Source organism: Psychrobacter alimentarius (assembly GCF_001606025.1).
Lineage (GTDB): Bacteria > Pseudomonadota > Gammaproteobacteria > Pseudomonadales > Moraxellaceae > Psychrobacter > Psychrobacter alimentarius.
The window spans coordinates 813080-826249 of the sequence record NZ_CP014945.1; the positions used below are offsets into that span (position 1 = coordinate 813080).

10 protein-coding genes are annotated in these 13170 nt (G+C 43.6%); 7 read left to right on the top strand and 3 right to left on the bottom strand.

Going from position 1 to position 13170, the window contains the following annotated elements:
- The first annotated feature begins 3 nt into the window (after window positions 1–3).
- The 4 genes from nuoL to A3K91_RS03520 all read left to right on the top strand — a co-directional run bounded on the left by nuoL (window position 4) and on the right by A3K91_RS03520 (window position 6010).
- Window positions 4–1878, top strand: a complete 1875-nt coding sequence (gene nuoL / locus A3K91_RS03505) for an NADH-quinone oxidoreductase subunit L (protein ID WP_062844015.1) — start codon at window positions 4–6, stop codon at window positions 1876–1878.
- A gap of 1 nt (window position 1879) precedes the next feature.
- Complete coding sequence (nuoM, locus tag A3K91_RS03510) at window positions 1880–3505, top strand: NADH-quinone oxidoreductase subunit M (RefSeq protein WP_062844016.1); 1626 nt, start codon at window positions 1880–1882, stop codon at window positions 3503–3505.
- 3 nt (window positions 3506–3508) lie between these two features.
- Window positions 3509–4987, top strand: a complete 1479-nt coding sequence (gene nuoN / locus A3K91_RS03515) for an NADH-quinone oxidoreductase subunit NuoN (RefSeq protein WP_062844017.1) — start codon at window positions 3509–3511, stop codon at window positions 4985–4987.
- Between the two features lie 180 nt (window positions 4988–5167).
- A complete protein-coding gene (locus A3K91_RS03520) occupies window positions 5168–6010 on the top strand; it encodes a ferredoxin--NADP reductase (protein ID WP_062844018.1) in 843 nt (280 codons plus the stop codon).
- Window positions 6011–6139: 129 nt separating this feature from the next.
- Here A3K91_RS03520 and A3K91_RS03525 read toward each other — a convergent pair whose 3' ends face one another.
- A complete protein-coding gene (locus tag A3K91_RS03525; RefSeq protein ID WP_062845844.1) occupies window positions 6140–6913 on the bottom strand; it encodes a hypothetical protein in 774 nt (257 codons plus the stop codon).
- 389 nt (window positions 6914–7302) lie between these two features.
- On the opposite strand from A3K91_RS03525, the gene A3K91_RS03530 reads away from it, so the two are divergent.
- The gene (locus tag A3K91_RS03530; RefSeq protein ID WP_062844019.1) at window positions 7303–8190 is read left to right on the top strand and encodes an energy transducer TonB; all 888 of its coding nucleotides are present in this window, start codon (window positions 7303–7305) and stop codon (window positions 8188–8190) included.
- Between the two features lie 84 nt (window positions 8191–8274).
- A complete protein-coding gene (locus A3K91_RS03535; RefSeq protein ID WP_062844020.1) occupies window positions 8275–9150 on the top strand; it encodes a mechanosensitive ion channel family protein in 876 nt (291 codons plus the stop codon).
- Window positions 9151–9194: 44 nt separating this feature from the next.
- Here the strand turns inward: A3K91_RS03535 and ybeY are convergent, their stop codons facing one another.
- Window positions 9195–9800: an rRNA maturation RNase YbeY gene (gene ybeY / locus A3K91_RS03540; RefSeq protein ID WP_062844021.1), complete on the bottom strand. Its 606-nt coding sequence runs from the start codon at window positions 9798–9800 to the stop codon at window positions 9195–9197.
- A 199-nt stretch (window positions 9801–9999) separates the two neighbouring features.
- Window positions 10000–11088 carry a PhoH family protein gene (locus A3K91_RS03545; RefSeq protein ID WP_062844022.1) on the bottom strand — a complete coding sequence of 363 codons (1089 nt, stop codon included), beginning with the start codon at window positions 11086–11088 and terminating at the stop codon, window positions 10000–10002.
- A gap of 738 nt (window positions 11089–11826) precedes the next feature.
- Between A3K91_RS03545 and A3K91_RS03550 the strand changes: the two genes are divergently transcribed.
- Window positions 11827–13125 carry an FAD-dependent monooxygenase gene (locus tag A3K91_RS03550; protein WP_062844023.1) on the top strand — a complete coding sequence of 433 codons (1299 nt, stop codon included), beginning with the start codon at window positions 11827–11829 and terminating at the stop codon, window positions 13123–13125.
- Window positions 13126–13170 lie beyond the last annotated feature (45 nt).

A 13170-nucleotide genomic window follows, 5' to 3' on the forward strand; every position in this document is an offset into this window, starting at 1 on the left:
GTCATGAGTTTATTACCATTAACCTTTATATTCCCGCTCGTTGGCTTTTTGATTTTAGCCTTTATGCGTGACAAGTTAACGGAGCAGGTGGCAGCGATTGTCGGTGTTGGTAGCATGTTGTTATCAGCATTGTGCACACTGGTTGTCAGTTATACCTTTTTGACCACCAGTCCAGCAGGAACGGTGATAGAAATACCGCTATGGACATGGTTCCAAGTTGGTGATTTTGCGCCAAATTTTGGACTTAGCTTTGATGGCTTGGCATTGACCATGACTGGCGTCATTACTGGTATTGGCTTTTTAATCCATTTGTTTGCTGCTTGGTACATGAAAGGCGATACAGGATTTGCACGCTTCTTTAGCTATATGAATTTGTTCGTCGCCAGCATGTTATTGCTGGTATTGGCAGATAACTTATTTTTACTCTATCTGGGCTGGGAAGGTGTGGGTATCTGTTCGTACTTGCTCATCGGTTACTATTATCACGATAGAGCCAATGGTCGCGCGGCGATAAAAGCCTTTACGGTTACGCGTGTGGGTGATGTGTTCTTAGCTTTTGGTCTATTTTTATTATTCCGCGAGTTTGGTACGCTCAATATTCAAGAGATTATCACGCGCGCGCCAGAAGTTTTTGACATCAATAATCCAATCATGATGTTAACCACTATGATGCTTGTGGGCGGTGCAATGGGTAAATCAGCCCAGTTGCCACTACATACGTGGCTTGCCGATGCGATGGCAGGTCCGACGCCCGTATCAGCGCTGATTCACGCTGCAACGATGGTGACAGCAGGGGTGTATTTAATCGCTCGTCTGCATCCATTATTTGAGCTGACGCCAGGTATTTTATTGTACTGGGTTGGCGGCGTAGGGGCATTAACGCTGGTCGTTGCTGGTTTTTGTGCATTGGCGCAAACAGACATCAAACGTATTCTTGCGTATTCAACCATGAGTCAGATTGGTTATATGTTCTTAGCACTTGGTGTGGGTGCATGGCAAGGGGCTATCTTCCATCTGATGACGCATGCCTTCTTTAAAGCATTGCTGTTTTTATCATCAGGTGCGGTTATTCTTGCGGTACATCATGAGCAAGATATCTTCAAGATGGGCGGCTTACGTAAAAAGATACCATTGGTATTTTGGTGTTATATCGTCGGTGGTGGTGCATTGGCTGCCATACCTTGGGTAACCGTTGGTTTTTACTCTAAAGAAGCGATTCTTTGGGAAACCTATGCGACAGGTCACTTAGTATTGTTCTACATGGGTGTGTTTGGGGCATTCTTAACGGCTATTTATACCTTCCGTATGATTTGGATTATCTTCTTTGGTGAAGAGAAAACCCATGCACACAAATTGTCAGGGGTATCGTATTGGTTACCGCTTACTGTGCTGCTAGTGCTATCAACAGCGGTTGGTGCATGGATTACGCCGCCATTACAAGGCGTGTTGCCAGAGAGCGTTGGGCATCTATTAGAAGTGGCAGGTCAAGCACATGCTAAGCACACGGCAGAATATATCGCGATGGGTGCGATGGCAGCTGGTTTGATCATCGCTGCACTGCTCTATGTGGTAAATAAAGGTCGCATACTAACCAGCTTCAAACGTTCACGCATTGGTGGTGGGCTATATCACTGGTGCTATCACGGTCTAGGCTTTGATGCGCTATATGATCTAATTTTTGTAAAACCCTTTTTATTCATCGGCCGCTTATTTAAAGCCGACCCTATTGATAAAACGTGGTATGTATTACCCAAGCTGGCTTCAGCAGGTAATAAGATATTGTCTGCGACGCAAACAGGGTCACTTCGAGGTTATGCGACAAGCTTTGGCTTGGGCATGGCTGTGCTGTTGGTGCTGGTAATGATGACGGTGGTATAAGATGATTGAGTTACAACAAACGTGGATGCTACCAGCATTAATCGCAATTCCTTTTATTGCAGGGTTGCTGTGTTGGCTGGTAGAGCGATTTAATAAGCGTCTGCCGCGCTGGATCGCGTTGGTCGGTATGATATTGACCTTTGCACTATCACTGGTGCTCTGGCAGTACGGCAATTTTAGCGGTATGAGCAAGCAAGTCATTGCACCAGACTCAGCAGTGCCTTGGGTGGCTGAATTCAGTGTGCCGTGGATACCAAGCTTTGGTATCAGTTTTCATTTGGCGCTAGATGGTTTATCACTATTAATGGTGGCATTGACAGGTCTGCTCGGTATTGCTGCTGTGGCCTGTTCATGGAATGAGATTCAACGCCGCGTTGGTTTCTTCCATCTAAACTTGCTTTGGAGTCTGGGCGGCGTCATTGGTGTTTTCTTAGCCATTGATTTGTTCTTATTCTTCTTCTTCTGGGAGATGATGCTGGTTCCTATCTATTTCTTGATCGCTATTTGGGGTCATGATGTGGTCGGTAAAACCAAAGAATATGCGGCCACCAAGTTCTTTATCTATACCCAAGCCTCTGGTCTTATCATGCTGATTGGTATTTTGATATTGGTTATTATCAGCTACGCACAAAAAGGTGTGGTGAGCTTTAACTATAATGATTTACTCGGTACGTCACTTGGCGGCTGGGAATATCCAATCATGCTGTGTTTCTTTATCGGCTTTGCAGTTAAGTTGCCGATTATTCCATTCCATGGCTGGTTGCCAGATGCGCATGCGCAGGCACCAACAGCAGGTTCGGTGGATTTGGCAGGGGTTTTGATTAAGACTGCGGCTTACGGTTTGATTCGATTTGTTTTACCGTTATTTCCTGTGGCATCTCAAGAGTTTGCGCCGATTGCGATGACGTTGGGTACGATTGGTATCTTTTACGGGGCATGGTTGGCCTTTATGCAAACCGATATGAAGCGTTTGCTGGCTTATACCAGTATCTCGCACATGGGATTTGTAGTATTGGCTATTTATGCTGGTACGCTACTGAGCTTGCAAGGTTTGATGATTCAGATGCTGGCGCATGGCTTAAGCTCAGCGGCACTCTTTATCATGGCAGGGCAGTTGTATGAACGTTTGCATACGCGCGATTTGACTTTAATGGGCGGCATGTGGGGACAGTTCCGTTACTATGCACCGATATTGATGTTCTTCTGTGCCGCGCTGCTGGGTATCCCTGGTACAGGTAACTTCATCGGCGAATTTATGATCTTATTTGGCTCATTTGCTCAATATCCGGTATTCGTGGTATTTGCAACGTTTAGCTTGGTATTGGCAGGATTGTACTCGCTGATACTGATCCACCGTGCTTTATTTGGAACAAATAATATTGCCGAACTGGCGCTCGAAGAGACTAAGTCACATGGGTTGCCCACGCGCAGACTAAAAGATTTGGGCAAACGTGAGCTGTCATTGTTACTGGTATTGGCCGCTGGACTGGTATGGCTTGGACTTTATCCGCAGCCGTTCCTCGATACGTCGAGTCACGCGATGCAGTGGATCAACAATGCGTATATATACAGTCAAGTAACACAGGTAGATGCATCGCAGTTGCTTGATGCAATGGAGGCACGTTAAGTCATGAATAATATTACAATGAATGATTTGATGGGATTGTTGCCTTACGCGCCAATTATTATCGTAGTCATTACGGTATTGGCAGTTATGATTGCCATTGCAATCAAGCGCTCGCATATGGTCACTGCGGCAATCACGGTTGCCGGTTTGAATATCGGTTTGTTTACCTTAATTGGTCAAATGCTGGGTATTGTTAATAGTGGTAATATGATGCCAAACGCTGAGCAGTTATTTGTCATTGATAACTTCGCTCAGTTTAATATGGTGGTTATTTTTATCTGTGCATTGGCCTGCTGTACGCTATCGTATGCGTATCTGGCCAATTTAAAAGACAATAAAGACGAGCTATATTTGCTCATGTTGCTATCGACGATTGGCGCCTTACTCATGGTAAGCGCTCAGCACATGGCATCGTTCTTTATGAGTTTAGAGATGCTATCAGTGCCGCTCTATGGATTGCTAGCTTATACGTATATGCGTAATCGCTCGCTTGAGTCGGGTTTAAAGTATTTGGTATTGTCTGCGACTGCATCGGCGACGTTGCTCATGGGCATGGCTTTTATTTACGCAGAAGTTGGCTCATTGGCTTTCAAGCCCATCAGTATGATGCTGACCAATCTATTTGAATCGCCACTATTGATTCTTGGTGCGGCAATGATGATGTTCGGTATTGCCTTTAAACTGTCTGCGGCACCATTTCATATGTGGACGCCCGATGTTTATGAAGGCGCACCAGCACCTATCGCAACCTTTTTAGCGTCAGTTTCAAAAGTGGCGATGATGGCGCTCGCGGTTCGCTTTTTGATTGATACGTCTTTGTTGGCACTGCCCTCGGTACAGATGTTGCTGATGGTGATGGCAACCTTGTCAATTTTGGTGGGTAACTTATTGGCCATACGCCAAACCAGCCTAAAACGTCTACTTGGTTACTCTTCGATTGCCCATATGGGTTATGTGCTGATCGTCATTGTTAGCATTGGTGCAGCAGCTGATAGTATCTCTAGTATGTATATGGCGATTTATGCGTTTACCTCTATTGGTGCCTTTGGGGTTGTGACCTTGATGTCGAGTCCATATCGCTTGTCTGGTGAAGCGGATGAGTTAACGCATTATCAAGGACTGTTTTGGCGTCGTCCTGTATTGACCGCTGTTATGACGATTATGATGTTGTCATTGGCAGGTATTCCTTTGACGGCAGGTTTTATCACTAAGCTATTTGCGATATTGTCTGCGGTACAAGGTACTCATTGGTTCTTAGCCGCAATGATTATTCTCGGTAGTGCCATCGGTTTGTTCTATTATTTGCGCGTTATGCTCACGTTGTTCAAACGTCCTAAGCAATTTATTGAATTTGATGTGTCTGGACAATGGGGTATTCGTATGGGCGGTATAATGGTGATTGCGGTAACTGCCATTATCGTCTTCTTCGGTGTCTTACCCAATAGTATGATTGAGTGGGCAAGTCTGGCACGTATCTGGTAGCTGTCAGATGTGGTAAGTTGTTATCATAGAGAAAAGGTAAGCCACTGTATACGGTGGCTTGTCTATTGTTACGGTTAGAAAACCAAGATGCGCCTGCTTTGTGATAAGCTTGGCGCATCTTTTCGTTTGTAGCGTCTAATAATTCAATAAGTATAAATACTAGGTGGGTGAACAATTATTATGAGTGAAAATATTCAAAAGGTAACGGTGCTCAGCAAAACCACATGGACACCAAATCTATTTAGCTTTACGGTGAGCCGTCCTGACAGTTTTAAGTTTACCGCAGGCCAATTTGTACGTTTGGGCGTCAATCCTAGCCAGTTACAGTATTATAAGCAGCAAAGCGACGCATCTGATGATGGCGTCGATGAAGCAGCGAATACAGCATTGAATGAAGATATCTTTCGTGCCTATTCAATAGTGTCGTCCCCTTTTGACGAAGTGCTAGAATTCTTCTCTATCGTGATTCCAGATGGTGCATTTACCTCGCAGTTACAACACTTGCAAGTAGGCGATGAATTGCTACTCAATACAATGCCATTTGGTTTTCTAACCTTAGCCCGTTATCAAAAACCCTTGCCAAAAGATCTATGGCTACTAGCGACTGGTACTGGTTTGGCTCCTTTCTTATCCATGTTACAAGATTTAAAGACATGGGAAGATTACGAGCATATTATTCTTGCCTACAGCGCACGTTCAACGGAGGAGCTTGCTTATGTGGAGAAGATTGAAAGCTTGCAAGAAGAATTTGGTTCGTTGGTAGATAACCCAGCGACACTGACCTTTATTCCTATTGTTACTCGTGAGTCTGTCGAAGGGGCATTGACAGAACGTCTGCCAAAGCTGTTGTTAGAGGGTACTTTGCAAGCGCGAGCAGGTATCGAGCTGGATATCGATAGTACGCATGTCATGCTATGTGGTAATCCAGATATGGTAGAAGATACCAAAGAGACATTAAAATCGTTAGGGTTGGTCATGAACCGACGCGGTGAGGGTAATATTGCAGTAGAAAACTATTGGTAAGTATCAGCTGTGAGCAGACACAGGGTTGATATTGACCATCTGTAAGCTATTTTTTATACCATAACGCGGTCTCTAAAAGTAAATAGGCTTTCAGAGACCGCGTAATGGTATAAAAAAAGCAAACATGCTTTAAACTTGGCTAGGTTCGGTGGCATCCTCTATCGGTCTGATTGGACCTTGCATCAGCTGCGGTTCATCATCATCGCTAATGATGTCTTCATTGCTACTGGCAGCCAGTAAATCCCGATAGTTGATTTGTGTTTTTAAAACCATCTGCTCTTCTTCAAGCTCGCCATAGTTCACTTGAACCTTATGCAGCGTGCTAATGATTTTTTTGTTGCTCTTGAGCCAACGATTGATATCAAGATAAATGACTTCATCTTTTGTACGAGCAATATTGATATAAGACAGAATAAATCCTAAAGGATCTTTTTTGAGGATACTATGATAAAACCAGATGAAAAGCTTAACCCCTTGACGTTTGAGAAACGACTCACAACGTAGGTTGAGTACATCGGTATAGGTCTGCTGCCCAAAAACAAAGCGCTGAACATTACGATCAAGCTGCACATGGACCAAGCTAAAATTACTGGCCACCTCAGCATAAATGCCACTGGTATTGACTGTACAGAATAATCGAAACCAGTCGTCATGCATCTCAACACGCAATTCTAAAATGGCTTTTACATTATCAGTGACAAATTTCTGCAAGGCGTCGTTGACATATTTTTGGGCAACGGGCAGAGCGATTTCGTCTTCTAGCTTGTCAGTCGTTTTATTATATATTTGCTTAATAGACTGAGTAAGGCGCTCCCAGCCTCCGCTAAATGACTCGTCAAAACGGTCACCCATATTTTCGAAAAACTCATCGAAATTGTCTGAATCATTCACGTTGTCATTCATGTTATCAAAGCCACTCAAACTTATTATCCTTATAATAATAGGGGTCGTTATTTAATACTTATAAAACAGTATATAGTAAATGTGATGGCTTCAAAATAAACACCTACACTTTGTAGTAATTCATTTGATGACGCCTGCTGCTAAAGTAAAACAAACATTGCTATAACAAAAACATCATTGCTACCGATCTATTTTATTTGAAGCTACTGGGCCTATTAATCAGCCGATCAGAGCTGCTGGCATAGCAAAAGTGGGTGAAAATACGGCATCACAGTTATACTGGCAGTATAATTCTATGTCATGTTATGATAGCACTGGCATTGTTTTAGGCTCTGTAGCAATAGTGCTTTTTATTTGTTTGACTTGATTTTTATCCGCTGAGACCTATTGTGGCCTATATCAAAGATTCACAAAGTTACCATTTTTCTGCTCAAGCGCCCAAGCGTGATTTGGGTTTGCCTATCGCGATTGTGATCGCTGTTGCGATACATGTCGGGATTATCTTTGGTATCAGCTTTTCGATGGGTAAAGATCCCGCTGCAATGATGCAAGACGTCGCAAAAGCCCTCACGGACAACATGCAACCAAATGAAGACGCGCATTTCATTGCCAATGCGTCACAAGAAGGTGGTGGCACAATAGAGGAGACGCTGCGGCAAGAGACTGATCAAACCAGTCCTTTGTCCGCTGAACAAATGAGTGAGACGCAAGACGTCATCAATTTACAGCGGCAAGTTCGTCAGCAGCGCTATCAAGAAAGTTATCTACGCACCACTTTGAGCTGGCGTCAAGCAACGGTTGAGTCTGATAATGATAGCAAACAAGCACAAGACGATGCCATGGCACAAGAAGAGCGGCTACGCAAACAAATAGCTACATTAGAAGCACAGCTCTCCCAGCGTCAGCAAGTCTATGCGACCAAATCAAAAGTCGTGACGATGGATAGCAATTCGACCACGCGCGGTGTCGCAGCAGATTATATCAATACCTTTCGTGAGCATGTTGAGCGTGTTGGTAACTTGCACTATCCAGTACAAGCTCGTGCCCAAGGCATTACAGGTGATGTGCGCTTGATGGTCATCATTAATAACGATGGCAATATTAAAGCCATTCGTCTGCTAGAGAGCTCGAACTCGACAATACTAGACGAAGCGGCAAAACAATCAGTGCGTCAAGCGGCGCCTTTTGGTCAATTTACCAAAGATATGAAAAATATTGTAGAGTTGCGCCTGATACGGACGTATCGCTATAGTGACAAAGTCGATGTCACTTATTAACATTTGTGGTTAAATACCACATAGACAGACATCAAAAAATATTAACATGCATTTATCAAAACATTTATAGAATAAAGAGTCAGTATGGAATTTTTAGGTTTCACCATCGATATCGCAACGCTAACCGCCAGTGCAGTAGTGTTAACAACCAAGCTAGCGTTGGCCATTCTAATATTCGTCATCGGACTGTGGTTGGCCAAAAAAGCAGTAAGCATCGCACATAAGGTCATGCTAAAAAGTCGCTTGGATGACACGGTCGCCAGCTTTTTAGGTCGTTTATTGTATGGCGTTTTACTCGTCGTGGTTACCCTAGCGGCTTTAAGTAAGGTAGGCGTACAGACGACATCTGTCGTTGCGATCTTGGGTGGTGCAGCGGTCGCCATTGGTTTGTCATTAAAAGATCAGTTATCAAACTTTGCAGCTGGCATCATGATTGTGACTTTTCGCCCATTTGTCAGTGGCGATTATGTCCAAATCAACGGCTTTACTGGTACAGTGGGCGAAATCACTTTGGTCAATACGCATTTAACGACGACCAATAACCACGATATCATCATTCCAAACGGTAATATCACAACTTCAGCGATCACCAATTATTCATCGTTGCCCAATCGCCGTGTTGATATCACAGTCGGTATTGGTTACGACGCAGATATTAAAGCGGCTAAAACCGTCATGCTTAACTTGGCACGAAATAACCCTTTGGCCTTTACTGATCCTGAGCCGATCGTGCGTGTTACCAACTTGGGCGATAATTCGGTGGATTTGACTTTGAATGTTTGGACCACCAATGCTGACTGGTGGTCAATGCAGTGTGAGTTGCTAGAACAATTCAAAGTGGCACTAGACGATGAGAAAATTGAGATTCCATTCCCGCAGCGTAGTGTCCATGTCAAAGGTCTAGATCAAATGATTAACCAAATGGGTGAATCACAAAAACTACCGATGAAAAAAGACTAAAGCATGTCCTCAATTTAAACATGGGACCGTAAAAGGTCCCTAATCTAGACATATGGATTTGGCAAATCCAGATTTGCTAAAATATCGATCTCAAACCTTTCCATTTCATCTTGTTCGGCCTGTCCAAGCTCATGATCGAAGCCCAGTAGATGCAGTGCCCCATGTATCAGCAGATGGCTGATGTGCTGATCTACTGCTTTGTTCTGCTCTTCGGCTTCACGCACCATAACGTCATGACAGATAACGAGCTCACCGAGCGGTAATGTGGGCATTAGCTCAATGATAGCAATGGGCAAATCGCTTGGGTAAGATAGAATGTTGGTTGCATAATCTTTATCACGTGCTTCCAGATTTAATGCCTGTCCTTCAATCTCATCAGTAATATATATGTCTAGCGCTTTTGTTTTTGACTGCCAGCGCTCAGGCTCAATATCCTCAAAGTAAGGCAGCGTCAAACCTTGAGGCATACGCTCATTCACATAATCTAACGTTGCCATTATGATGCGCACTAAATTATCTCGCTGATAAAAGGTATCAAGTATCTCATCATCAATACTTTCAGTCGCGTTGATATCGAGTGCTACTAAATCTGCATCGTTATTCGTCATGTCATCATTTACGTGATCTTGGTCATCGTTAGACTGACTCATGTCATTATCCTTTTATCGGTTGATGAGACGATGTCTCTAAATATTATTATCTCAAACATTTCAGTGTTGCCTGACTGCATAATCAATCCAATATAAAATCAATATAGTGCTGCCAACGTTATATTTTTTAGCAAAAAACCGGACTACTCTAGAAGTAATCCGGTTTTTTATTTTAGAATGACAGCTTAAGCGTGCCAGTTTATAATTTAGCCGCGGCGTTAGCAATCACTTGTCTACGCTCTTGCTCTTTAATGCGCTCAAACTTGCGTTTTTCTTCTAGTATCAATTGCTCTTCATCAAACACATCGTAAGCTTCGACGATTTTTTGTACCAACTGATGGCGTACCACGTCTTTTGAGTCAAACTTAGTGATATGAATCTCTTCAATACCGCTTAGAATCTCCATCGCTTGTGCCAAGCCTGATTTGTGGCCACGTGGCAAATCGACCTGAGTGATGTCACCCGTAATCACGGCACGTGAGCCAAAGCCCAAGCGCGTCAAAAACATTTTCATCTGTTCAGGGGTGGTGTTCTGGGCTTCGTCTAGAATGACAAACGAGTTATTTAGTGTACGACCACGCATGTAAGCAAGTGGCGCAACTTCAATGATCTGACGTTCAATCATTTTGCCCACTTTTTCAAAGCCAAGCATCTCATACAACGCATCGTACAATGGACGCAAATACGGATCGATTTTTTGGGTCAAATCACCTGGTAAGAAGCCCAGTTTTTCACCCGCTTCTACTGCTGGGCGCACCAATAAAATACGCTCAATCTCATTACGCTCAAGCATATCGACTGCACAGGCAACCGCTAAATACGTCTTACCTGTACCAGCAGGGCCAATACCGAACGACACATCAGAGCTCAGGACGTTTTTTACATAACGCTGCTGATTGCCGCCACGAGGAACAATACGACCCTTACGTGTGCGTAAGCTAATGGGCGTAAACTCACTGGCTTCTAACTCATCTTCGTACTCTGCATCGTCATCGTCTTGCTCATCGGCTTCCATGTCTTCATCACGCGAGAGGCTGGATTGAATGATGAGGTGCAACTCTTCTGCGCTGATGTCTTTTGAGTTTTGGGCTTCGTCTACCATTTTATATATAATGCGCTCACCGCGCTCGACACCAGTCACATCGCCACTGAGGCAAAAGTCGCCTTGGCGTTGGCTGATTTTGATGTCGAGGCGTTCTTGGATATATTTCATGTGATTGTTGTATTCACCAAGTACAGTTTTTAGCTGGGCTGGTGTCAATGATTCAAACTTTATACGGCGGCTCATGGAATCAGTCAAGCGATTATCCTTATGTTGTGTACCCGATACTATGATGTATTTTTAATAAAGTGACGGGTTTAAACGGAAAATAGTCATTAGGTTTATATTAATTTTAGATCGTAGAGATAAAAATAACGGCAATGTTTTAAAAATTATTATTGGTTATTGGTTATTGGTTATTGGTTATTGGTTATTGGTTATTGGTTATTGGTTATTGGTTATTGGTTATTGGTTATTGGTTATGAAGAGAAATAAATGTCTTGTCTTTATTATGGTAGATAGTTTTTAAATTTCAAGCAGTACATTCGCCAGATAGCCCTGTTTTTGTATGACGATTGCAACTACCTCAAGTGGTTTTTGTTTTGTATGACTCAAGAGAGGATATCTCAAATATCCTAAACTTGACATGCGATTGATACACGTTTTATGTACGGTTAAGAGCATAAAGGAAAAGGCAATTTATGGTAATCTACGAGTCATATCACCCATTTTATAATTGATCGTAAAGCTGGCGTACAATAATAAAATCATGAGAGAACAATAATATAGTTGGGTCGAAATAAAACAGATACGTGAATAGCCACGTGCTACTGGTATAAATGTTCCTTGCGTGCTGCTAAACAGAGGCGGCGCAACATTCATCTCAGTAGCACTGTATCGGTTTTAAAGTAAATCGACTATATATGAGCGTATTTGGTACGCTGACTCAATCAATAGCAATAGGCATAACAATTAGGAACAACCATGATGCAAAAAACGGATTCAAATTTATCGCAGGCTACAACGAAAGAAGCAGTCACTGAGCAGCAGGTGCTTATCGCTGGAGGGGGGCATGTAGGCTTGTCCTTTGCATTGCTATTGGCGCATCATGGCATCGCTAGCACCTTATTAGAAAAAAACCGTTATCCAGTCATTAGTCCTACCGATGATAGAACACGCAGTCATTATTTAGACAGTCGCAATACCGCACTATCACGCCGTACAGTACAGATTTATCAAGAAATTGGTCTGTGGGATGAGCTACAAAGCCATGCGTGTCGCATCGATACGGTGCAGATTAGTGAGCAGGGTAGCTTTGGGCGTGCTCAATTGAATAAAGCGGAAGAAAAGGTCGAATCGTTTGGGCAAGTGATCGAAAATGCGTGGCTCGGACGTAAGCTGTTATTGGCGGCTCAACAAGAGCCATTGATTACGCTGATTGATGGCGCCAACGTGATAGCAGTTGAACAGCATGTCAACAGTGTCACACTCAGCTTTAACCAAGATGGCGAAGAACAAAATGAGCAGCAATTGCAAGCCAGTGTTTTGGTCGCTTGTGATGGACGTGACTCTTCGGTGCGTCAGCTACTAGATATTGGTACGACGACTTATGATTATGGACAAAGCGCGATTGTCGGTGTGGTTGAGACAGACAAACCTCATCTCCATACCGCCATTGAACGCTTTAGTCCGGCAGGTCCATTAGCGGTGCTGCCATTGACGGATCCAGAGGGCGATGGTAATGATGCACATCAAGAAGGCTACAGACGCTCAGTCGTTTGGATATGTCCAAAAGGGGAAGAGACGCAGTATCTAGAAGATGATGCGCATTTTCTGACGACGTTACAGCAAGGATTTGAACAACGGGCAGGCACGTTTAGGGCTGCTGGTCGACGCGGCGCGTATCCATTGACCCGAGTATTGGCGGATAGGCAGGTGGTGGGTCGCTGCGTCATCATGGGTAATGCCGCTCATACTCTACACCCTGTGGCAGGGCAAGGTTTTAACCTTTGTATGAGAGACGCTCATGTCTTGGCGCAAATGATGAATGTACAAGTGTTAAGAGGCGACGACATTGGAAACACGCAATTGCTCCAACGCTATGAGAAAGCCAGAAAAGCGGATCAAAAACGAGTCATCCGCTTTTGTGATGCCGTGGTGCATGGCTTTACACATACCAATCCAGCCGTGAAGCTAGCGCGAAACGTGGCTTTGGTTGCGTTTGACAAACTACCCAATATTAAACCATTAGTGGCCACTTATGCGATGGGCTTAAAATCTTAAATTTAAAAGTCTATCGGCGTAGATTGTGTTAAATAATGAAGCGAT

Excerpts from the sequence above, each read along its gene's own strand:
- nuoL (WP_062844015.1), top strand. The coding sequence starts at position 4 with ATGAGTTTATTACCATTAACCTTTATATTCCCGCTCGTTGGCTTTTTG.
- nuoM (WP_062844016.1), top strand. The coding sequence starts at position 1,880 with ATGATTGAGTTACAACAAACGTGGATGCTACCAGCATTAATCGCAATT.
- nuoN (WP_062844017.1), top strand. The coding sequence starts at position 3,509 with ATGAATAATATTACAATGAATGATTTGATGGGATTGTTGCCTTACGCG.
- A3K91_RS03520 (WP_062844018.1), top strand. The coding sequence starts at position 5,168 with ATGAGTGAAAATATTCAAAAGGTAACGGTGCTCAGCAAAACCACATGG.
- A3K91_RS03525 (WP_062845844.1), bottom strand. The coding sequence starts at position 6,913 with ATGAATGACAACGTGAATGATTCAGACAATTTCGATGAGTTTTTCGAA.
- A3K91_RS03535 (WP_062844020.1), top strand. The coding sequence starts at position 8,275 with ATGGAATTTTTAGGTTTCACCATCGATATCGCAACGCTAACCGCCAGT.
- ybeY (WP_062844021.1), bottom strand. The coding sequence starts at position 9,800 with ATGAGTCAGTCTAACGATGACCAAGATCACGTAAATGATGACATGACG.
- A3K91_RS03545 (WP_062844022.1), bottom strand. The coding sequence starts at position 11,088 with ATGAGCCGCCGTATAAAGTTTGAATCATTGACACCAGCCCAGCTAAAA.
- A3K91_RS03550 (WP_062844023.1), top strand. The coding sequence starts at position 11,827 with ATGATGCAAAAAACGGATTCAAATTTATCGCAGGCTACAACGAAAGAA.